Source organism: Enterobacter dykesii (assembly GCF_008364625.2).
GTDB classification, from domain to species: domain Bacteria; phylum Pseudomonadota; class Gammaproteobacteria; order Enterobacterales; family Enterobacteriaceae; genus Enterobacter; species Enterobacter dykesii.
On record NZ_CP126604.1, the window covers coordinates 644,170 to 666,520 of the forward strand.

The window sequence follows — 22,351 nt, forward strand, 5'->3', positions numbered from 1 at the left end:
CGGTTAAACTGAATCTATACTCAATATTAATCTGTTTTTGCCGAGTTATCTCGCTTGGTATTATGGTTTTATCGAGGTATTGTTGTAAAAGAGAGAGCTTAAATGAAATTACTACACCGTTTCTTTAGCAGTGAGGCGTCCGGTGGCGTGATCCTGATTATTGCCGCAGCGGCCGCGATGGTGCTGGCTAACCTTGGCATCACGCAGGATCTCTACCATGCATTTCTGGAAACGCCCGTTGAGCTGAAGGTCGGGGCGCTGGAAATTAACAAGAACATGCTGCTGTGGATCAACGATGCGCTAATGGCGGTGTTCTTCCTGCTGGTGGGGCTTGAGGTTAAGCGCGAGCTGGTTCTGGGCTCGCTTGCCAGCCGCCAGCGCGCGGCGTTTCCTGTGATCGCAGCCATCGGCGGAATGGTCGTTCCGGCGTTGCTCTTCCTTGCGTTCACCTGGCAGGATCCTGTTGCGCGTGACGGCTGGGCGATCCCGGCCGCGACGGATATCGCCTTTGCACTCGGTGTCTTAGCATTGCTCGGTAGCCGCGTGCCGGTGGCCCTGAAAATCTTCCTGATGGCGCTGGCGATCATCGATGACCTGGGTGCCATTGTGATTATCGCGCTGTTCTACACCAGCGATCTGTCGATCCTGTCCCTGAGCGTCGCCGCCGGGGCGATTGCGGTGCTGGCGCTGCTGAACATCTTCAATGTTCGCCGCATCGGTATCTATATCCTGGTGGGGATGGTGCTGTGGACGGCGGTGCTGAAATCCGGCGTGCACGCAACGCTGGCAGGCGTGATTGTGGGCTTCTTCGTGCCGCTTAAGCCGCAGGACGGCAAGTCACCTGCCAAACAGCTGGAGCATGTGCTACACCCGTGGGTTGCCTTTATGATCCTGCCGCTGTTTGCGTTTGCCAACGCGGGCGTTTCCCTCGGCGGCGTGACCCTGGACGGGCTGACGTCCGTGCTGCCGCTGGGCATTATTGCCGGGCTGTTTATCGGTAAGCCGTTGGGTATTAGCCTCTTCTGCTGGCTGGCGACGAAGCTGAAGCTGGCGTCATTGCCGCACGGCACAACCTTTGGTCAAATTATGGCCGTCGGCGTGCTGTGTGGAATCGGCTTTACGATGTCGATCTTTATCTCGACGCTGGCCTTTGGTGCGCATGCGCCTGAGCTTATCGTCTGGGCTAAACTCGGCATTCTCATCGGGTCATTACTGGCCGCGGTAATCGGTTATACCTTGTTGAAGGTGAAGCTGTCCGGACAGGCCGTCCGGGCATAACGGAACACCGGGAGGAGGCGTTCCTCCTCCCGATACACACTCAGGGAGAGAAGATGCGATGTCTCATTTAAATTACAACCATCTGTACTACTTCTGGCACGTCTACAAACAGGGCTCGGTAGTGGGGGCGGCAGAGGCGCTCTACCTGACGCCGCAAACCATCACCGGGCAAATCAAGGCCCTGGAAGAGCGTCTGCAGGGCAAGCTGTTCAAGCGTAAGGGACGTGGGATTGAACCCAGCGAACTGGGTGAGCTGGTTTTCCGCTATGCGGACAAAATGTTCACCCTGAGCCAGGAGATGCTGGATATCGTCAACTACCGCAAAGAGTCGAACCTGCTCTTTGACGTGGGCGTGGCGGATGCGCTGTCCAAGCGGCTGGTGAGCGGCGTGCTGGATGCGGCGGTAGTCGAAGACGAGCAAATCCACCTGCGCTGCTTTGAATCAACCCACGAGATGCTGCTGGAACAGCTGAGCCAGCACAAGCTGGACATGATTATCTCGGACTGCCCGATTGACTCCACCCAGCAGGAAGGGCTGTTCTCGGTGAAGATTGGCGAATGCGGCGTGAGCTTCTGGTGCATTAACCCGCCGCCGGAGAAACCGTTCCCCGCGTGCCTTGAAGAGCGCCGCCTGCTGGTACCGGGAAGGCGTTCCATGCTCGGACGCAAGCTGCTGAACTGGTTTAACTCGCAGGGGCTAAAGGTAGAAATCCTCGGTGAGTTCGACGATGCGGCGCTGATGAAAGCTTTTGGCGAAGCGCATAATGCGATCTTCGTTGCGCCGACGCTGTATGCGCACGATCTCTATTCGGACGACAAGATTACGGAGATAGGCAGAGTGGATAACGTGATGGAGGAGTACCACGCCATATTTGCCGAAAGAATGATTCAGCACCCGGCGGTGCAGCGAATCTGCAATCGTGACTACTCGGCGCTGTTTACGCCACCGGCAATCTGAAGGCATAAAAAAACCCGCGTTAAGCGGGTTCTTTAAACAAGCAACAACAAGTAGCGATTAAGCCAGTTTGTTGATCTGCGCGGTCAGGTTTGCTTTATGACGCGCTGCTTTGTTTTTGTGGATCAGACCTTTAGCAGCCTGACGATCCACGATTGGTTGCATTTCGTTAAATGCGTTCTGCGCTGCAGCTTTGTCGCCTGCTTCGATTGCTGCGTATACTTTCTTGATGAAAGTACGCATCATAGAGCGACGGCTTGCGTTGTGCTTACGAGCCTTTTCAGACTGAACGGCACGTTTCTTAGCTGATTTGATATTAGCCAAGTCCAACTCCCAAATATGTTCTATGTGGACAATTCAAAGGCCGAGGAATATGCCCTCTTTGCCTTCTTTTGTCAATGGATTTGTGCAAATAAGCGCCGTTAATTAGCGACGCTACGTTACGTAGTGATGGCGCAGGATTCTACCAGCTTGTCTTCCCTGAATACAGCCTTTCGGCATAAAAATCGCAGTTCAGGAGCAGATTTTTTCGCTGCGAAAGGTCAGCCTGATGAAATCATTACGGCTTTCTGTTTTGCGCGAACAATCGCCGGTTAACCTTAACCGCTGTACAAGGTATACTTTGGCGATTTTCACTGTTTTGAGCCAGACATGAAGCTGATACGCGGCATACATAATCTCAGCAGCGCGCCACACGGGTGCGTGCTGACTATTGGTAATTTCGACGGCGTGCATCGTGGTCATCAGGCGCTGTTGCAGGGATTGCGTAAAGAAGGGGAGGCCCGTGGCCTGCCCGTTGTAGTGATGATTTTCGAGCCGCAGCCGCTGGAGCTGTTCGCGGGCGATAAATCTCCCGCCCGACTCACTCGCCTGCGCGAGAAGTTGCGCTATCTGGCGGAGTCCGGCGTGGACTATGTATTGTGTTTACGTTTCGATCGTCGCTTTGCCGCGCTGACAGCACAAAACTTCGTCAGCGACCTGCTGGTTAAGCGTCTTGGCGTACAGTTTCTCGCCGTGGGTGATGATTTCCGCTTTGGCGCTGGTCGTCAGGGCGATTTCTTGCTATTACAGAAGGCTGGTCTGGAGTACGGATTTGACGTCACCAGCGCGATGACCTTCTGCGAAGGCGGCGTGCGCGTCAGCAGCACGGCGGTGCGTCAGGCGCTGGCTAATGATGACCTGGACACGGCTGAAACCCTGCTGGGGCATCCGTTCACTATCTCAGGCCGCGTGGTCCATGGCGATGCGCTGGGCCGCACGATAGGCTTCCCGACGGCGAATATACCGCTGCGTCGTCAGGTTTCCCCGGTTAAAGGGGTGTATGCGGTGGAAGTAGCAGGACTGGGCGATAAGCCGTTATACGGCGTCGCCAACATTGGCACGCGTCCGACCGTCGCCGGTGTGCGTCAACAGTTAGAAGTGCACCTGCTGGACGTTGTAATGGACCTCTATGGTCGCCATATAGATGTGATACTGCGGAAAAAAATACGCAACGAGCAGCGATTTGGTTCGCTGGATGAACTAAAAGCGCAAATTGCGCGAGATGAATTGACGGCCCGCGAGTTTTTTGGGCTTTGAACCCGGCTTAACTGCCTACGTGATAAATACGGAACCGAGAATCTGATGAGTGACTATAAATCAACCCTGAATTTGCCGGAAACAGGGTTCCCGATGCGCGGCGATCTCGCCAAGCGCGAACCGGGAATGCTGGCGCGTTGGACCGATGATGACCTGTACGGCATCATTCGTGCAGCCAAAAAAGGCAAAAAAACCTTCATTCTGCATGATGGCCCCCCATATGCGAATGGCAGCATTCATATTGGTCACTCGGTTAACAAGATTCTGAAAGACATTATCGTGAAGTCCAAAGGCCTCACGGGATATGACTCGCCTTACGTTCCGGGTTGGGACTGCCACGGTCTGCCAATCGAGCTGAAAGTGGAGCAAGAGTTTGGCAAACCGGGTGAGAAGTTCACCGCCGCCGAGTTCCGTGCGAAGTGCCGCGAATACGCAGCCACGCAGGTTGACGGTCAGCGCGCTGACTTCATCCGTCTGGGCGTGCTGGGCGACTGGTCGCACCCGTACCTGACCATGGACTTCAAAACCGAAGCCAACATCATCCGCGCGCTGGGTAAAATCATCGGTAACGGCCACCTGCACAAAGGCGCTAAGCCGGTGCACTGGTGCGTGGACTGCCGTTCTGCGCTGGCAGAAGCGGAAGTTGAGTATTACGACAAAACCTCTCCATCTATCGACGTGGCGTTCAACGCTGTCGATCAGGATGCGGTGAAGGCTAAATTTGGCGTCTCCTCGGTAAATGGCCCGATCTCTCTGGTGATCTGGACTACCACACCGTGGACCCTGCCAGCGAACCGTGCGATCTCCCTGTCCGGTGAGTTCGAATACGCGCTGGTGCAGATTGACGGTCAGGCGGTTATCCTGGCGAAAGATCTGGTTGAGAGCGTGCTGAAGCGCGCGCATATCAGCGACTACACCGTGCTGGGTACCGTGAAAGGTGATGCGCTGGAGCTGATGCGCTTCAAACACCCGTTCCTGGACTTCGATGTTCCGGCGATCCTGGGCGACCACGTGACGCTGGAAGCGGGTACCGGTGCGGTGCATACCGCCGGCGGCCACGGTCCTGACGACTACAACATCAGCCTGAAGTACGGTCTGGAAATCGCTAACCCGGTTGGCCCGGACGGATCTTATCTGCCTGGCACCTATCCGGCGCTGGACGGTATCAACGTCTTCAAAGCGAACGACATCATCGTCGACATGCTGCGCACCAGCGGCGCGCTGCTGCACGTTGAAAAAATGCAGCACAGCTATCCGTGCTGCTGGCGTCATAAAACGCCGATCATCTTCCGTGCGACCCCGCAGTGGTTCGTCAGCATGGATCAGAAAGGCCTGCGCGAGCAGTCTCTGAAAGAGATCAAAGGCGTGCAGTGGATCCCTGACTGGGGCCAGGCGCGTATTGAATCCATGGTGGCTAACCGTCCTGACTGGTGTATCTCCCGTCAGCGTACCTGGGGTGTGCCGATGTCTCTGTTCGTGCATAAAGAGACGCAGGAGCTGCACCCGAACACCCTGGAACTGATGGAAGAAGTGGCGAAGCGCGTCGAAGTTGACGGTATTCAGGCGTGGTGGGATCTCGACTCCCGCGACATCCTGGGCGCTGACGCAGACAACTACGAGAAAGTGCCGGATACCCTGGACGTGTGGTTCGACTCCGGGTCTACCCACTCCTCCGTGGTTGACGTGCGTCCGGAATTTGCCGGTCACGCTGCCGATATGTATCTGGAAGGGTCTGACCAACACCGCGGCTGGTTCATGTCATCTCTGATGATCTCCACCGCCATGAAGGGTAAAGCGCCTTACCGTCAGGTACTGACTCACGGCTTCACCGTGGATGGTCAGGGCCGTAAGATGTCCAAATCTATCGGTAACACCGTTTCTCCGCAGGATGTGATGAACAAGCTGGGCGCAGACATTCTGCGTCTGTGGGTGGCCTCTACCGATTACACCGGCGAAATGGCGGTGTCCGACGAGATCCTGAAGCGTGCTGCCGACAGCTATCGTCGTATCCGTAACACCGCGCGCTTCCTGCTGGCGAACCTGAACGGGTTCGATCCGGCAAAAGACATGGTGAAACCGGAAGAGATGGTGGTGCTGGATCGCTGGGCGGTAGGCTGCGCGAAAGCGGCGCAGGAAGATATCCTGAAAGCCTATGAGTCTTACGACTTCCACGAAGTGGTGCAGCGCCTGATGCGCTTCTGCTCCATCGAGATGGGCTCGTTCTACCTCGACATCATCAAAGACCGCCAGTACACCGCGAAAGCGGACAGCGTGGCGCGTCGTAGCTGCCAGACCGCGCTGTTCCACATCGCAGAAGCGCTGGTGCGCTGGATGGCGCCGATCATGTCCTTCACCGCGGATGAAATCTGGGGCTACCTGCCGGGCGACCGTGAGAAGTATGTGTTCACGGGCGAGTGGTACGAAGGTCTGTTCGATCTCTCCAGCACCGAAGCGATGAACGATGCCTTCTGGGACGAGCTGCTGAAAGTGCGTGGCGAAGTGAACAAGGTTATCGAGCAGGCGCGTGCAGACAAGAAAGTCGGCGGCTCTCTGGAAGCGGCAGTTACGCTGTATGCAGAACCGGAGCTGGCAGCGAAGCTGACGGCGCTGGGCGATGAATTACGATTTGTCCTGTTGACCTCCGGTGCGAAAGTTGCGGATTATGCCGATGCTTCTGCTGATGCTCAGCAGAGCGAACTGCTCAAAGGGCTGAAAGTCGCGCTGAGCAAAGCCGACGGTGATAAATGCCCGCGTTGCTGGCATTACACCACCGATGTTGGCCTGGTGGCGGAACACGCAGACATCTGCGGACGCTGTGTAAGCAACGTCGCCGGTGACGGCGAAAAACGTAAGTTTGCCTGATGAGTAAAACTCTCTGTTCAACAGGACTGCGCTGGCTGTGGCTGGTTGTGGTGGTGCTGATTATCGATCTGGGCAGCAAGTTCCTGATCCTCCAGAACTTTGCTCTGGGGGAGACGGTTCCGCTGTTCCCGTCGCTTAACCTGCACTACGCGCGTAACTACGGCGCAGCGTTTAGTTTCCTTGCCGACAGCGGTGGCTGGCAGCGCTGGTTCTTTGCGGGTATCGCTCTCGGTATCTGCGTGATCCTCGCGGTGCTGATGTACCGCTCGAAGGCGACGCAAAAGCTGAATAACATAGCTTACGCGCTGATCATTGGCGGCGCGCTGGGCAACCTGTTTGACCGCCTGTGGCACGGCTTTGTGGTCGATATGATCGACTTCTACGTCGGCGACTGGCACTTCGCGACCTTTAACCTCGCTGATAGCGCAATTTGCATCGGTGCGGCGTTAATCGTGCTGGAAGGCTTCTTGCCTAAACCGGCTGCGAAAGAGCAGGCGTAATACACTCGCCCGGTGGTGAAATGCCACCGGGCAAAACAAGCGAGCAATTTGCATGTCTAAATCCGTACAGAGCAACAGCGCGGTTCTCGTTCACTTCACGCTGAAGCTGGATGACGGCTCCACGGCCGAATCCACCCGCAATAACGGCAAACCAGCCCTGTTTCGCCTTGGCGATACCTCCCTGTCTGAAGGTCTTGAGCAGCAGCTTCTGGGCCTGAAAGAGGGTGAGAAAAAAGCCTTTTCGCTGGAGCCGGATGCCGCGTTTGGCGTGCCGAGTCCGGACCTGATCCAGTATTTCTCGCGCCGCGAGTTTATGGACGCGGGTGAACCGGAGATCGGCGCGATTATGCTCTTTACCGCTATGGACGGCAGCGAAATGCCTGGCGTGATCCGCGAAATCAACGGCGACTCTATTACCGTTGACTTCAACCATCCGCTTGCCGGGCGTACCGTTCATTTTGATGTTGAAGTGCTGGAAATCGATCCTGCACTGGAGGCCTGAAATGCAGATCCTGTTGGCTAACCCGCGCGGCTTCTGCGCCGGTGTAGACCGCGCTATCAGCATTGTTGAAAACGCGCTGGAGATTTACGGCGCGCCGATTTATGTGCGTCACGAAGTGGTGCATAACCGCTATGTGGTCGACAGCCTGCGCGAGCGCGGCGCCATCTTCATTGAGCAGATCAGTGAAGTGCCGGACGGCGCGATCCTGATTTTCTCCGCGCACGGGGTCTCCCAGGCGGTTCGTAACGAAGCGAAAAGCCGCGATCTGACCGTATTCGATGCCACCTGTCCGCTGGTGACAAAAGTGCATATGGAAGTGGCGCGCGCCAGCCGCCGCGGTGAAGAGTCTATTCTGATTGGCCATGCCGGTCATCCGGAAGTCGAAGGCACCATGGGCCAGTACAGCAACCCGGAAGGGGGAATGTATCTGGTTGAGTCGCCTGAAGATGTCTTTACGCTGAACGTGAAAAATGAAGCCCGTCTGTCGTTTATGACCCAGACGACGCTCTCCGTAGACGATACCTCAGACGTGATTGACGCGCTGCGCCAGCGCTTCCCGAAAATCGTCGGTCCGCGTAAGGATGATATCTGCTACGCGACCACTAACCGTCAGGAAGCGGTGCGCGCACTGGCTGAACAGGCGGATGTGGTGCTGGTAGTAGGCTCCAAAAACTCCTCTAACTCTAACCGTCTGGCCGAACTGGCGCAGCGTATGGGGAAAGCGGCGTTTCTGATCGACGACGCAACGGACATTCAGGAAGCGTGGGTCAAAAATGCGGCCTGTGTTGGCGTGACCGCCGGCGCTTCCGCGCCGGACATCCTGGTGCAGAACGTGATTACCCGCCTGCAGGAGCTGGGCGGCGGCGAAGCGGTGCCGCTGGAAGGACGTGAAGAGAACATCGTTTTCGAAGTCCCGAAAGAACTGCGCATCGACGCCCGCGAAGTCGAATAGTCCTTTTTCTGATGAAAGGCCAGCACCTCCTGTGCTGGCCTTTTTTTTACCCGTTACTTTATCGTGACGACAAAATCATGTCTTTTACTGATATTTAAGTCGGTTTCACGTTAAATTCTAATTATCGGTGTTTTCAGTTGGCAGTGCTTCTCAAGGCTGGTTAATCTGAAAACGGTTTACATCATTTTAACGTAAGAGAATAACTATGCATGATGCACAGATCCGTGTCGCCATTGCGGGCGCGGGTGGACGTATGGGCCGTCAACTGATTCAGGCGGCACTTCAGATGGATGGCGTCGCGCTTGGCGCGGCACTGGAGCGTGAAGGTTCGTCGCTTCTGGGAACCGATGCCGGTGAGCTGGCGGGCGCAGGCCGCACGGGCGTTACCGTGCAAAGCAGCCTGGAGGCGGTAAAAGATGACTTCGATGTCTTCATCGATTTTACCCGCCCGGAAGGGACGCTAACGCATCTGGCGTTTTGTCGTCAGCACGGCAAGGGAATGGTGATCGGCACCACCGGTTTTGACGATGCGGGCAAGCAGGCTATCCAGGATGCATCAAAAGAGATTGCGATTGTCTTCGCGGCGAACTTCAGCGTCGGCGTTAACGTCATGCTTAAGCTGCTGGAGAAGGCCGCGAAGGTGATGGGCAACTATACCGATATCGAGATCGTAGAAGCTCACCATCGTTACAAAGTTGATGCGCCATCAGGTACGGCGCTGGCGATGGGCGAAGCGATTGCTCATGCACTCGATAAAGATTTAAAAGAATGCGCGGTCTATGCCCGCGAAGGTTACACCGGCGAACGCGTGCCGGGCACCATTGGCTTTGCAACCGTGCGCGCGGGTGACATCGTCGGCGAACACACGGCGATGTTCGCCGATATTGGCGAACGTGTCGAAATTACGCATAAAGCCTCCAGCCGAATGACGTTCGCCAACGGCGCCGTACGTTCCGCTTTGTGGCTTAAAAACAAGAAAGACGGCCTTTTTGATATGCGAGATGTGCTTGATCTCAACAATTTGTAAGCATTATTACCCATCGTGATGTGGTTATTGCAGTCGTAATTGTTTGATTGCATAGGGCAATATTTTATTGCCCTTTTATTTTATCTGTTTCATGGTGGATTTTACTTTAAAGCCATAAATATCTATCTGTTGTTGCATTTTAACGTTACTGGAATGTAAATTTTGACCATTTGGTCCACTTTATTCTGCTCCAATGCGTTATTTTTTATTAAACCAGGCGCGCAAGCGTTTTCCACGGTGATTTACCTGATCTTTTTGTCGCTTAAGCCGCATTCCACTCGTCAGGCTTGCAAAAGAATAAGCAAAATATCCGTTTTAAGTTGACTTTTACCCATCAAATCTCCAGAATGCCGCCGTTTGCCAAAAATCCGCTGGCAACACATTTGCATTGATTCATGACACGGTTATGAATTAATATGCAGATAAAGTGAGTGAATATTCTCTGGAGGGTGTTTTGATTAAGTCAGCGCTATTGGTTCTGGAAGACGGAACCCAGTTTATCGGTCGGGCCATAGGGGCAACGGGTTCGGCGGTTGGGGAAGTCGTTTTCAATACTTCAATGACCGGTTATCAAGAAATCCTCACTGATCCTTCCTATTCTCGCCAAATCGTTACTCTTACTTATCCTCATATCGGCAATGTCGGCACCAATGCGGCTGACGAAGAATCCTCTCAGGTACATGCGCAAGGCCTGGTCATCCGCGACCTGCCGCTGATTGCCAGCAATTTCCGCAATACCGAAGACCTCTCTTCTTACCTGAAGCGCCATAACATTGTGGCGATTGCCGATATCGATACCCGTAAGTTAACGCGTCTGCTGCGCGAGAAGGGTGCACAGAACGGCTGCATCATCGCGGGGGATAACCTCGATGCGACGCTGGCGCTGGAAAAAGCGAAAGCCTTCCCGGGCCTGAACGGCATGGACCTGGCGAAAGAAGTGACTACCGCTGAAGCCTACAGCTGGACTCAGGGTAGCTGGACGCTGGAAGGCGACCTGCCGGAAGCGAAAAAAGAGAGCGAGCTGCCGTTCCACGTGGTGGCCTACGATTTCGGCGCCAAGCGCAACATCCTGCGCATGCTGGTTGACCGCGGCTGCCGCCTGACGGTGGTTCCGGCACAAACGTCTGCCGAAGACGTGCTGAAGATGAATCCGGACGGTATTTTCCTGTCCAACGGCCCTGGCGACCCGGCGCCGTGCGATTACGCCATCGCCGCCATCAAGTCCTTCCTGGAAACCGACATCCCGGTATTCGGCATCTGCCTCGGCCATCAGCTGCTGGCGCTGGCGAGCGGTGCGAACACCGTTAAGATGAAGTTCGGCCACCACGGTGGTAACCACCCGGTGAAAGACATCGATAACAACACGGTGATGATCACTGCGCAGAACCACGGCTTTGCCGTCGATGAAGCGTCTATGCCGGCTAACCTGCGCGTGACCCATAAGTCGCTGTTCGATGGCACCCTGCAGGGAATTCATCGCACCGATAAGCCAGCATTCAGCTTCCAGGGCCACCCGGAAGCCAGCCCGGGCCCACACGACGCCGCGCCGCTGTTCGATCACTTCATCGAACTTATCGAGCAATACCGTAAGACCGCTAAATAATCAGGAGCCGAGAAGACAATGCCAAAACGTACAGACATAAAAAGCATCCTGATCCTTGGCGCTGGCCCGATCGTCATCGGCCAGGCCTGCGAATTCGACTACTCCGGCGCGCAGGCGTGTAAAGCCCTGCGCGAAGAGGGTTACCGCGTTATCCTGGTGAACTCCAACCCGGCGACCATCATGACCGACCCGGAAATGGCTGATGCGACCTACATCGAGCCTATTCACTGGGAAGTGGTGCGTAAAATCATCGAGAAAGAGCGTCCGGACGCGGTGCTGCCAACCATGGGCGGCCAGACGGCGCTGAACTGTGCGCTGGAGCTGGAGCGTCAGGGCGTGCTGGAAGAGTTCGGCGTGACCATGATCGGTGCGACCGCCGACGCGATTGATAAAGCAGAAGACCGTCGCCGCTTCGACGTGGCGATGAAGAAAATCGGCCTCGACACCGCGCGTTCCGGTATCGCGCACAACATGGAAGAAGCGCTGGCCGTCGCGGCTGACGTGGGCTATCCGTGCATCATCCGTCCATCGTTCACCATGGGCGGCACCGGCGGCGGTATCGCCTATAACCGCGAAGAGTTCGAAGAGATTTGCGAACGCGGTCTGGATCTCTCCCCAACCAAAGAGCTGCTGATTGATGAATCGCTGATTGGCTGGAAAGAGTACGAGATGGAAGTGGTGCGTGATAAAAACGACAACTGCATCATCGTCTGCTCCATCGAAAACTTCGATGCGATGGGTATCCACACCGGTGACTCCATCACCGTTGCGCCAGCCCAGACCCTGACCGACAAAGAGTATCAAATCATGCGTAACGCCTCGATGGCGGTGCTGCGTGAAATCGGCGTGGAAACCGGCGGCTCTAACGTGCAGTTCTCCGTTAACCCGAAAACAGGCCGTCTGATTGTTATCGAAATGAACCCGCGCGTGTCCCGCTCCTCCGCGCTGGCTTCTAAAGCGACCGGCTTCCCGATTGCCAAAGTGGCGGCCAAGCTGGCGGTGGGTTACACCCTCGACGAGCTGATGAACGACATCACCGGTGGCCGCACCCCAGCGTCCTTCGAGCCGTCAATCGACTACGTTGTGACCAAAATTCCACGCTTCAACTTCGAGAAATTCGCAGGCGCGAACGACCGTCTGACCACCCAGATGAAATCTGTCGGTGAAGTCATGGCGATTGGCCGCACGCAGCAGGAATCCCTGCAGAAAGCGCTGCGCGGTCTGGAAGTGGGCGCGACCGGCTTTGACCCGAAAGTGAGCCTGGACGACCCGGAAGCGCTGACCAAAATCCGCCGCGAGCTGAAAGACGCGGGCGCAGAGCGTATCTGGTATATCGCCGATGCCTTCCGTGCGGGCCTGTCCGTCGACGGCGTGTTCAACCTGACCAACATCGACCGCTGGTTCCTGGTGCAGATTGAAGAGCTGGTGCGTCTGGAAGAGCAGGTTGCTGAACTGGGCATCAACGGCCTGGACGCTGACTTCCTGCGCGTGCTGAAGCGTAAAGGCTTCGCCGATGCGCGTCTGGCTAAGCTGGCGGGCGTGCGCGAAGCGGAAATCCGCAAGCTGCGCGATCAGTACGACCTGCACCCTGTCTACAAGCGCGTGGACACCTGTGCGGCGGAATTCTCGACCGACACCGCCTACATGTACTCCACCTATGAAGACGAGTGCGAAGCGAACCCGTCCGTCGACCGCGACAAGATTATGGTGCTGGGCGGCGGTCCAAACCGTATCGGCCAGGGCATCGAGTTCGACTACTGCTGCGTACACGCCTCGCTGGCGCTGCGCGAAGACGGTTACGAGACCATCATGGTCAACTGTAACCCGGAAACCGTCTCTACCGACTATGACACCTCTGACCGCCTCTACTTCGAGCCGGTTACCCTGGAAGACGTGCTGGAAATCGTGCGCATCGAGAAGCCAAAAGGCGTTATCGTGCAGTACGGCGGCCAGACCCCGCTGAAGCTGGCGCGCGCGCTGGAAGCAGCAGGCGTGCCGGTAATCGGCACCAGCCCGGACGCGATTGACCGTGCGGAAGACCGCGAGCGTTTCCAGCAGGCGGTTGACCGTCTGAAGCTGAAACAGCCGGCGAACGCCACCGTCACCGCCATTGAAATGGCCGTTGAGAAGGCAAAAGAGATTGGCTATCCGCTGGTGGTGCGTCCTTCGTACGTGCTGGGCGGCCGCGCGATGGAAATCGTGTATGACGAAGCCGACCTGCGTCGCTACTTCCAGACCGCGGTGAGCGTCTCCAACGATGCGCCAGTGCTGCTCGACCGCTTCCTCGACGACGCGGTGGAAGTGGACGTTGACGCCATCTGCGACGGCGAAATGGTGCTGATTGGCGGCATCATGGAGCACATCGAGCAGGCGGGCGTGCACTCCGGCGACTCCGCCTGTTCTCTGCCAGCCTACACGCTGAGCCAGGAGATTCAGGACGTGATGCGCCAGCAGGTGCAGAAGCTGGCCTTCGAGCTGCAGGTTCGCGGTCTGATGAACGTCCAGTTCGCGGTTAAAGACAACGAAGTCTATCTGATTGAAGTGAACCCGCGTGCGGCACGTACCGTACCGTTCGTCTCCAAAGCCACCGGCGTACCGCTGGCGAAAGTGGCGGCGCGCGTGATGGCGGGCCAGACGCTGGCGCAGCAGGGCGTGACCAAAGAGATCATTCCACCGTACTACTCGGTGAAAGAAGTGGTGCTGCCGTTCAACAAATTCCCGGGCGTTGACCCGCTGTTAGGGCCAGAAATGCGCTCTACCGGGGAAGTGATGGGCGTGGGCCGCACCTTCGCGGAAGCGTTCGCGAAGGCGCAGCTGGGCAGTAGCTCCACCATGAGAAAATCAGGCCGTGCGCTGCTCTCCGTTCGTGAAGGCGACAAAGAGCGCGTGGTTGACCTGGCCGCCAAGCTGCTGAAACAGGGCTTCGAGCTGGACGCGACCCACGGTACCGCGATTGTGCTGGGCGAAGCCGGCATCAACCCGCGTCTGGTGAACAAGGTGCATGAAGGGCGTCCGCACATTCAGGACCGTATCAAGAATGGCGAATACACCTACATCATCAACACCACCGCAGGCCGCCAGGCGATTGAAGACTCCAAGCTGATTCGCCGCAGCGCGCTGCAGTACAAAGTGCACTACGACACCACCCTGAACGGCGGTTTCGCAACGGCCATGGCGCTGAACGCGGATGCCACCGAGAAGGTGATTTCAGTTCAGGAAATGCACGCGCAGATTAGCAAGTAAGTAAAAATGCCCGGTGCCGTTCGGTTGCCGGGCATTCTCCCATCTTCAGAACCTTCTGGTTTTTCATCCGCATTCAGTCAGTTAGCCTAAAATGGTTAGGTCGATAACGAAATTCAACTGAGAGCAGGGGAAAACACCATGCAAAATAAATTACTGATCGCTTCCGTTCTGGCTGCCACGACAATGTTCACCGTTGCGGGCTGTTCGTCTAATCAGGCCGTAAAAACCCCCGATGGCAAAACCATTGTCACCGACGGCAAACCGCAGGTTGATGACGATACCGGTCTGGTGTCGTACAAAAACGCCGAAACCGGTCAAACCGAGCAGATTAACCGTGACCAGGTGAAATCTATGGGTGAGCTGGATAACTAATTCAGAATTCTGACGTAAGCCCGTCAATAATATTCACTATTAGCCTGTTGAATTACTGACTACACTCTTTTGTTAAAAGAAAGCAGTAACAACAGGCTAATCAATGATTCTGATAATTTATGCCCATCCTTATCCGCAGCATTCGCATGCGAATAAGCGGATGCTTGAGCAGGTAAGGACGCTTGATAACGTAGAGATACGTTCCCTCTATCAACTCTATCCCGATTTTAATATCGATATCGCCGCCGAACAGGAGGCGCTCTCCCGTGCCGATCTGATTATCTGGCAGCATCCGATGCAGTGGTACAGCACGCCCCCGCTACTGAAGCTGTGGATTGATAAAGTCTTCTCCCACGGCTGGGCGTATGGCCACAACGGCAATGCGCTAAAAGGAAAAAGCCTGATGTGGGCGGTCACCACCGGCGGTGGGGAAAGCCATTTTGATATCGGTTCCTTCCCGGGTTTTGACGTCCTGGCGCAGCCGCTGCAGGCGACTACGCTCTATTGCGGTCTGAACTGGCTCCCGCCGTTTGCGATGCACTGCACGTTTGTTTGCGATGATGAAACGCTGCAGGCGCAGGCTCGCCATTATAAACAACGCTTACTTGAGTGGCAGGAGGCGCACCATGGATAGCCATACGCTGATACAGGCGCTGATTTACCTCGGCGCGGCGGCGCTGATTGTGCCCGTTGCGGTACGCCTGGGGCTGGGCTCGGTGCTCGGCTACCTGATTGCGGGCTGCGTCATTGGGCCGTGGGGCTTTCGACTGGTCACGGATGCCGAGGCGATTCTCCATTTCGCTGAAATCGGCGTGGTGCTGATGCTGTTTGTGATTGGCCTGGAGCTCGACCCGCAGCGGCTGTGGAAGCTTCGCGCCTCGGTATTTGGCGGCGGGGCGCTGCAGATGGTGGCCTGCGGCCTGCTGCTGGGAGGGTTCTGCATCCTGTTGGGCATGGACTGGAAAGTGGCAGAGCTCATCGGCATGACGCTGGCGCTCTCCTCGACGGCGATTGCCATGCAGGCGATGAACGAGCGAAATCTGACGGTTTCACAGATGGGACGCAGCGCGTTCTCGGTGCTGCTGTTCCAGGACATTGCCGCTATCCCGCTGGTGGCGATGATCCCGCTGCTGGCGGCCAGCGGTTCCTCTACCACGCTGGGCGCTTTTGCGCTGTCGGCGCTGAAGGTGGCCGGCGCGCTGGCGCTGGTGGTGCTGCTTGGCCGCTACGTGACCCGCCCGCTGCTGCGGTTTGTCGCCCGTTCTGGCCTGCGCGAAGTGTTCAGCGCCGTGGCGCTGTTCCTGGTGTTTGGCTTCGGTCTGCTGCTGGAGGAGGCCGGGCTGTCGATGGCGATGGGGGCGTTCCTCGCAGGCGTTCTGCTGGCGAGCTCTGAGTACCGTCACGCGCTGGAAAGCGATATCGAGCCGTTCAAAGGATTGCTGCTGGGACTGTTTTTCATCGGCGTCGGGATGTCCGTCGATTTCGGCACGCTGGTGACGCATCCGCTGCGGATCGTCATCCTGCTCGTCGGCTTCCTGGTCATTAAAATGGTGACGCTGTGGCTGATTGCTCGCCCGTTGAACGTGCCGGGCAGGCAGCGCCGCTGGTTCGCCGTGCTGCTGGGGCAGGGGAGTGAATTTGCGTTCGTGGTCTTTGGCGCCGCGCAGATGGCAAACGTGCTCGATCCCGAGTGGGCGAAGGCGCTGACGCTGGCGGTGGCACTGTCGATGGCGGCGACGCCCGTGCTGCTGGTGGTGCTGACGCGCCTGGAAAAATCGGGCAGCGAGCAGGAGCGCGAGGCCGACGAGATCGACGAGGAGCAGCCGCGCGTCATCATCGCCGGATTTGGCCGCTACGGGCAGATCGTGGGGCGTTTACTGCTGTCGAGCGGGGTGAAAATGGTCATCCTCGATCACGACCCCGATCATGTCGATACCCTGCGTAAATTTGATATGAAGGTGTTCTACGGGGATGCGACCCGCGTCGATCTGCTGGAATCCGCCGGGGCGGCAAAAGCCGAGGTGTTGATTAACGCCATTGACGATCCGGAAACCAGCATGCAGATGGTGGAGCTGGTAAAAGAGCATTTCCCGGCGCTGACCATTATTTCCCGAGCGCGCGATGTGGACCACTACATCCGGCTGCGGCAGGCGGGCGTAGAGGCGCCGGAGCGTGAAACCTTCGAAGGCGCGCTGAAGTCTGGCCGCTTGGCGCTGGAAAACCTGGGGCTCGGCGCGTATGAGGCACGCGAACGCGCGGACCTGTTCCGCCGCTTTAATACCGAGATGGTTGAAGAGATGGCGGCGATGGCCGGCAGTACGGCCACCGAGCGTGCGGCGGTGTTCAAACGCACCAGCGCGATGCTGACGGAAATCATTAACGAGGACCGTAACCACCTGTCGCTGATCCAGCGCCATGGCTGGCAGGGCACGGAAGAGGGCAAGCATACCGGCGATCCGGCTGACGAGCCCGAGAGTAAACCTTCCGCGTGAAGTGGAGTTGCCAGCAATAATAAAAAATTTCTTTATCTTTACCCTGCCGCCAGTCGACGAAAGATTAAGCTTTCCGTATAGTGGCGGCAATTTTTTGCATCCGGGAAATTTTCAATGATCAGTCTGATTGCAGCGCTGGCGGTGGACCGCGTTATCGGTATGGAAAATGCCATGCCGTGGAACCTGCCTGCCGATCTCGCATGGTTTAAACGTACTACGTTAAACAAGCCGGTAGTGATGGGCCGCCTGACCTGGGAGTCGATTGGTCGTCCATTGCCGGGTCGTAAGAATATCGTTATCAGCAGCCAGCCGGGCACTGACGATCGCGTCGAATGGGTAAAATCAGTAGACGAGGCGATTGCTGCATGCGGCAATGCCGAAGAGATCATGGTGATTGGCGGTGGGCGCGTGTACGAGCAGTTCCTGCCAAAAGCGCAGAAGCTGTATCTGACCCACATTGATGCAGAAGTGGAAGGGGATACCCATTTCCCGGACTACGATCCGGACGAGTGGGAATCGGTATTCAGCGAATTCCACGACGCGGATGCACAGAACTCCCACAGCTACTGCTTCGAGATTCTGGAACGTCGTTAAGTGATTTTCCCTCTCCCGGCCGGGAGAGGGAATAGCGTATCAGGAGGCAACGGCCTCACTTTCTCCTAAGTTCAGCTGTCGGTTGGACGGCTGCACAAAGTAAGCTTTATCTTCCCAGCGTAAGCAGGTTAACTCTCCGCCCCAGCAGCATCCGGTATCCAGACCGTAAATCCCTTCCGGTGTGCCTTTTCCTTCCAGTGCAGCCCAGTGACCAAATACCACGCTGTACTCGCTGGTCACCGGTCCCGGAATGGCAAACCATGGTTTCAGCGGAGCGGGCGCGCTTTCCGGCGTCTCTTTGGAATACATGTCCAGCTGTCCGTTCGGGAAGCAGAAGCGCATGCGGGTGAACGCGTTGGTGATAAAGCGCAGACGGGCCAGACCGCTGAGATCCTCGCTCCAGTGGTTCGGCATATCGCCGTACATGGCATCAAGGAAGAAAGGATACGAGTCGCTCGCCAGCACCGCCTCGACGTCACGCGCGCAGGTTTTCGCCGTCTCAAGATCCCACTGCGGGGTGATCCCGGCATGCGCCATGACCAGCTTTTTCTCTTCGTCGATCTGCAGCAGGGGCTGACGGCGCAGCCAGTTAATCAGCTCGTCCGCGTCCGGCGCATCCAGCAGTGGGGTGAGGCGATCTTTAGATTTGTTGCGGCTGATCCCGGCGAAAACTGCCAGCAGATGCAGATCGTGATTGCCCAGCACCATGCGCACGCTATCGCCGAGTGATTTAACGAAGCGCAGAACCTCAAGGGAGCCGGGGCCACGCGCGACTAAATCGCCCGTCAGCCAGAGCGTGTCCTGTCCTGGCGTAAAGTCGACCTGTTTTAATAATGCGATCAGTTCATCGTAGCAACCGTGAACGTCGCCAATCAGATATGTAGACATTAGATTAATGAATGAGTGTGGTTACGGCGAGACGGAACACAGGAATGGCAACGCGGAAATCATTGCCATCGACGTCGACCATTTCATAATGGCCTTGCATGGTACCCATCGGCGTTTCAATCACCGCGCCGCTGGTGTACTGGTACTCTTCGCCAGGGGCGATGTGGGGCTGTTCACCAACCACACCTTCGCCCTGAACTTCGATTTCGCGGCCATTGCCGTTAGTGATAAGCCAGTAGCGCCCGCGCAGCTGCACGGGCATCCGCCCCAGATTGCGAATGGTCACGGTGTAAGCGAAAACAAAACGTTCTTCGTCGGGTGAGGACTGTGATTCAACATAGACGCTTTGTACATGGACACATACGCGGGGCGAATCAATCATGGCTTAACTCTCCTTCGGCGGCGCATTATCGCTGATGTAATTAGCCAGCTTGCAGTACTGCTCTACGGAAATGTTCTCCGCACGCATTGCCGGGTCGATCCCCAGCTCGGCTAACACCTCAACGGTAAACGAATTGCTCAGGCTGTTACGGATCGTTTTACGGCGCTGGTTAAAGGCTTCTGTGGTAATGCGGCTCAGCACGCGCAGATCTTTAACCGGATACGGTTTCGTCTTGTGCGGCACAAGGCGCACAACCGCTGAATCCACTTTCGGTGGTGGTGTGAACGCTGACGGCGGTACTTCGAGTACCGGGATCACGTTGCAGTAATACTGTGCCATCACGCTTAAACGACCATACGCTTTACTGTTCGGGCCTGCAACCAGACGGTTAACAACCTCTTTTTGCAACATGAAGTGCATGTCGGCAATGGCATCAGTATAGCTAAAGAGGTGGAACATGAGCGGCGTGGAGATGTTGTACGGCAGGTTGCCAAAGACGCGCAGCGGCTGGCCCATTTTTTCCGACAGTTCGCCAAAGTTCATTGTCATGGCGTCCTGCTGATAGATGGTCAGCTTCGGCCCGAGGAACGGGTGCGTTTGCAGGCGTGCGGCCAGATCGCGGTCCAGTTCGATGACGGTCAGCTCGTCGAGGCGTTCGCCTACCGGCTCGGTCAGCGCGGCAAGGCCCGGGCCGATTTCGACCATCGCCTGACCTTTTTGCGGATTAATAGCCGAGACAATGCTTTCGATCACGAACTGATCGTTAAGGAAGTTTTGCCCGAAACGTTTACGGGCTAAGTGGCCCTGATGGACTCGATTAGTCATTGAGTATTAACAATCATTTTGATGGCGAGATTAAGCGCCGTAATAAAACTGCCGACATCCGCTTTCCCCTGGCCTGCCAGATCCAGCGCAGTACCGTGGTCAACGGACGTTCGAATAAAGGGTAAACCGAGGGTGATATTCACCCCGCGGCCAAAGCCCTGGTATTTTAGCACGGGCAGGCCCTGATCGTGGTACATCGCGAGCACGGCGTCGGCATTATCCAGGTATTTCGGCTGGAAAAGGGTATCTGCAGGCAGCGGCCCGCTGAGGTTCATCCCCTTCGCCCGCATTTCGTTGAGTACCGGAATGATGGTGTCGATCTCTTCGGTGCCCATGTGCCCGCCTTCACCGGCGTGCGGATTCAGGCCGCAGACCAGCACGTGCGGCTGCGGGATCCCAAACTTTGTCTGCAGATCGTGATGCAAAATCCCGATGATCTCGCGCAGGAGTTCCGGGGTAATCGCATCAGGAATGGCTTTGATCGGCAGATGGGTAGTCACCAGCGCAACGCGCATTTCCTCCGTCGCCAGCATCATCACTACTTTCGGGCTGTGCGAGCGCTCTTCGAAGAACTCCGTATGCCCGGTAAAGGGTATACCCGCTTCGTTGATGACGCCTTTGTGGACGGGGCCGGTGATCAGGGCGGCAAATTCGCCCTTCAGGCAACCGTCGCAGGCGCGCGCCAGGGTTTCAACGACATAGTGGCCGTTTTCCGTGCTGAGCTGGCCCGGAATAACCGGCGTACGAAGGGGAACAGAAAGAAGGGTGAGCGTACCGGCTTGCTGCGGTGCAGGCTGTTGGCCTTCAACGTAAGGGATGAGCGTTAAAGGCAGACCGAGCAGCGTTGCCCGGTCTTGTAACAGTGTTGCATCGGCGCAGACAACCAGTTCTACCGGCCAGCTGCGCTGGGCGAGCTGGACAACGAGGTCAGGCCCAATCCCGGCGGGTTCGCCGGGCGTGATAACAACACGATGCTGTTTCATTAGTTGCTCAGAACTTTCACGTAAGCGCTGGCGCGTTGTTCCTGCATCCAGGTTGCTGCTTCTTCAGAGAACTTACGGTTAAACAGCATACGGTAGGCTCTGTCTTTCTGTGCCGCATCCGTTTTATCAACGTTACGGGTGTCCATCAGCTCGATCAGATGCCAGCCAAACGAAGAGTGGACCGGCGCGCTGATCTGGCCTTTGTTCAGCTTCATCAACGCGTCACGGAAGGCAGGATCGTAGATATCCGCAGCCGCCCAGCCCAGATCGCCGCCCTGGTTAGCAGAGCCTGGATCCTGAGAGAACTCTTTTGCTGCCTTCGCAAATGTGGTTTTGCCGCTCTTAATGTCTGCTGCGATCTGTTCCAGCTTCGCCCGCGCCTGATCGTCAGTCATGATCGGTGACGGTTTCAGAAGAATGTGGCGAGCGTGAACTTCGGTGACGGAGATATTTTGGCTCTGGCCGCGCAGATCGTTCACCTTCAGAATGTGGAAGCCCACGCCTGAACGGATAGGACCGACGATATCCCCTTTCTTCGCCGTGCTTAGCGCCTGGGCAAAGATAGATGGCAGCTCCTGAATGCGTCCCCAGCCCATCTGGCCGCCTTTCAGCGCCTGTTGGTCAGCGGAGTAGGTGATTGCCAGCTTGCCAAAGTCGCCGCCGTTACGCGCCTGTTCAACAATCGAACGCGCCTGGCTTTCGGCTTCCGCAGCCTGATCGGACGTTGGGTTCTCTGGCAGTGGGATCAGAATGTGGCTCAGGTTCAGCTCTGTGCTCGCATCGTTCTGGTTGCCCACCTGTTTTGCCAGCGCGTCCACTTCCTGAGGCAGGATCGTGACGCGGCGACGCACTTCATTGTTACGCACTTCCGAAATCAGCATCTCTTTACGGATCTGGTTACGGTAGGTGGCGTAGCTAATGCCGTCATAGGCCAGGCGGCTGCGCATCTGGTCTAAAGACATATTGTTCTGCTTCGCAATGTTAGCGATCGCCTGATCGAGCTGCTCGTCAGTGATCTTCACACCCATTTTCTGCCCCATCTGCAGAACGATCTGATCCATGATCAGACGCTCCAGGATCTGGTGGCGCAGCGTGGCGTCATCCGGAAGCTGTTGACCGGCTTCACCCGAATTGAGCTTCACCGATTTCATCAGACCGTCAACGTCACTTTCAAGCACGACGCCGTTGTTAACCACAGCAGCGACTTTATCAACAACCTGGGGGGCGGCGAAGCTGGTATTCGCAACCATAGCGACACCGAGCAGCAGCGTTTTCCAGTTCTTCATACTTTTTCCATTTCAATTAACCGCAAAGC

Annotated in this window: 20 protein-coding genes and 1 pseudogene; 15 read left to right on the plus strand and 6 right to left on the minus strand. The window is 56.6% G+C overall.

Annotation, left to right across the window (positions count from 1 at the left end; translation table 11 throughout):
- Positions 1-102 precede the first annotated feature (102 nt).
- Positions 103-1,278 carry a Na+/H+ antiporter NhaA gene (gene nhaA, locus F0320_RS03025; protein ID WP_126328871.1) on the plus strand — a complete coding sequence of 392 codons (1,176 nt, stop codon included), beginning with the start codon at positions 103-105 and terminating at the stop codon, positions 1,276-1,278.
- A 58-nt stretch (positions 1,279-1,336) separates the two neighbouring features.
- Positions 1,337-2,236 (plus strand): transcriptional activator NhaR, encoded by a 900-nt coding sequence (gene nhaR, locus F0320_RS03030; RefSeq protein WP_032660752.1) that lies wholly within the window; start codon positions 1,337-1,339, stop codon positions 2,234-2,236.
- Positions 2,237-2,293: 57 nt separating this feature from the next.
- Here nhaR and rpsT read toward each other — a convergent pair whose 3' ends face one another.
- The gene (rpsT, locus tag F0320_RS03035) at positions 2,294-2,557 is read right to left on the minus strand and encodes a 30S ribosomal protein S20 (protein WP_003856458.1); all 264 of its coding nucleotides are present in this window, start codon (positions 2,555-2,557) and stop codon (positions 2,294-2,296) included.
- A gap of 101 nt (positions 2,558-2,658) precedes the next feature.
- On the opposite strand from rpsT, the pseudogene F0320_RS03040 reads away from it, so the two are divergent.
- From F0320_RS03040 to folA, 13 genes and pseudogenes are all read left to right on the plus strand, one after another.
- A pseudogene (locus tag F0320_RS03040) lies at positions 2,659-2,877 on the plus strand (DUF2575 domain-containing protein).
- A 7-nt stretch (positions 2,878-2,884) separates the two neighbouring features.
- Entirely contained in the window at positions 2,885-3,811 is a 927-nt protein-coding gene (gene ribF / locus F0320_RS03045) for a bifunctional riboflavin kinase/FAD synthetase (protein ID WP_047651575.1), read from the plus strand.
- Between the two features lie 45 nt (positions 3,812-3,856).
- Positions 3,857-6,673 (plus strand): isoleucine--tRNA ligase, encoded by a 2,817-nt coding sequence (gene ileS, locus F0320_RS03050; RefSeq protein WP_126328870.1) that lies wholly within the window; start codon positions 3,857-3,859, stop codon positions 6,671-6,673.
- Entirely contained in the window at positions 6,673-7,173 is a 501-nt protein-coding gene (lspA, locus tag F0320_RS03055) for a signal peptidase II (RefSeq protein ID WP_008502034.1), read from the plus strand. Before ileS ends, lspA begins: the two co-directional genes overlap by 1 nt.
- A gap of 52 nt (positions 7,174-7,225) precedes the next feature.
- A complete protein-coding gene (fkpB, locus tag F0320_RS03060) occupies positions 7,226-7,675 on the plus strand; it encodes an FKBP-type peptidyl-prolyl cis-trans isomerase (RefSeq protein ID WP_003856450.1) in 450 nt (149 codons plus the stop codon).
- Between the two features lies 1 nt (position 7,676).
- On the plus strand, positions 7,677-8,627 hold the full coding sequence (gene ispH, locus F0320_RS03065; RefSeq protein ID WP_045888142.1) for a 4-hydroxy-3-methylbut-2-enyl diphosphate reductase: 951 nt from the start codon (positions 7,677-7,679) through the stop codon (positions 8,625-8,627).
- 205 nt (positions 8,628-8,832) lie between these two features.
- Positions 8,833-9,654: a 4-hydroxy-tetrahydrodipicolinate reductase gene (gene dapB, locus F0320_RS03070; RefSeq protein WP_126328869.1), complete on the plus strand. Its 822-nt coding sequence runs from the start codon at positions 8,833-8,835 to the stop codon at positions 9,652-9,654.
- Positions 9,655-10,108: 454 nt separating this feature from the next.
- Positions 10,109-11,257 carry a glutamine-hydrolyzing carbamoyl-phosphate synthase small subunit gene (gene carA, locus F0320_RS03075; RefSeq protein ID WP_010427050.1) on the plus strand — a complete coding sequence of 383 codons (1,149 nt, stop codon included), beginning with the start codon at positions 10,109-10,111 and terminating at the stop codon, positions 11,255-11,257.
- 18 nt (positions 11,258-11,275) lie between these two features.
- The gene (gene carB / locus F0320_RS03080) at positions 11,276-14,500 is read left to right on the plus strand and encodes a carbamoyl-phosphate synthase large subunit (RefSeq protein ID WP_039260850.1); all 3,225 of its coding nucleotides are present in this window, start codon (positions 11,276-11,278) and stop codon (positions 14,498-14,500) included.
- A gap of 138 nt (positions 14,501-14,638) precedes the next feature.
- A complete protein-coding gene (locus tag F0320_RS03085; protein ID WP_149323806.1) occupies positions 14,639-14,872 on the plus strand; it encodes a YgdI/YgdR family lipoprotein in 234 nt (77 codons plus the stop codon).
- A 103-nt stretch (positions 14,873-14,975) separates the two neighbouring features.
- Entirely contained in the window at positions 14,976-15,506 is a 531-nt protein-coding gene (kefF, locus tag F0320_RS03090) for a glutathione-regulated potassium-efflux system oxidoreductase KefF (protein ID WP_126328868.1), read from the plus strand.
- Positions 15,499-17,364, plus strand: coding sequence for a glutathione-regulated potassium-efflux system protein KefC (gene kefC / locus F0320_RS03095; RefSeq protein WP_126328867.1), 1,866 nt, complete (start codon positions 15,499-15,501; stop codon positions 17,362-17,364). The genes kefF and kefC overlap by 8 nt, the downstream gene beginning before the upstream one ends.
- Before the next feature lie 114 nt (positions 17,365-17,478).
- Positions 17,479-17,958 (plus strand): type 3 dihydrofolate reductase, encoded by a 480-nt coding sequence (gene folA / locus F0320_RS03100; protein WP_008502023.1) that lies wholly within the window; start codon positions 17,479-17,481, stop codon positions 17,956-17,958.
- A 39-nt stretch (positions 17,959-17,997) separates the two neighbouring features.
- On the opposite strand, the gene apaH is transcribed toward folA, so the two are convergent.
- Genes apaH through surA form a run of 5 tightly spaced genes read right to left on the minus strand, consistent with a single transcriptional unit; the run spans position 17,998 to position 22,322 of the window.
- A complete protein-coding gene (gene apaH / locus F0320_RS03105) occupies positions 17,998-18,846 on the minus strand; it encodes a bis(5'-nucleosyl)-tetraphosphatase (symmetrical) ApaH (protein ID WP_126328866.1) in 849 nt (282 codons plus the stop codon).
- A gap of 4 nt (positions 18,847-18,850) precedes the next feature.
- A complete protein-coding gene (apaG, locus tag F0320_RS03110; RefSeq protein ID WP_023310361.1) occupies positions 18,851-19,228 on the minus strand; it encodes a Co2+/Mg2+ efflux protein ApaG in 378 nt (125 codons plus the stop codon).
- A gap of 3 nt (positions 19,229-19,231) precedes the next feature.
- Positions 19,232-20,053: a 16S rRNA (adenine(1518)-N(6)/adenine(1519)-N(6))-dimethyltransferase RsmA gene (gene rsmA / locus F0320_RS03115; protein WP_023310362.1), complete on the minus strand. Its 822-nt coding sequence runs from the start codon at positions 20,051-20,053 to the stop codon at positions 19,232-19,234.
- Positions 20,050-21,036, minus strand: coding sequence for a 4-hydroxythreonine-4-phosphate dehydrogenase PdxA (gene pdxA / locus F0320_RS03120; protein WP_029740873.1), 987 nt, complete (start codon positions 21,034-21,036; stop codon positions 20,050-20,052). Before pdxA ends, rsmA begins: the two co-directional genes overlap by 4 nt.
- Positions 21,036-22,322 (minus strand): peptidylprolyl isomerase SurA, encoded by a 1,287-nt coding sequence (gene surA / locus F0320_RS03125; RefSeq protein ID WP_126328865.1) that lies wholly within the window; start codon positions 22,320-22,322, stop codon positions 21,036-21,038. Before surA ends, pdxA begins: the two co-directional genes overlap by 1 nt.
- Positions 22,323-22,351: the final 29 nt, after the last annotated feature.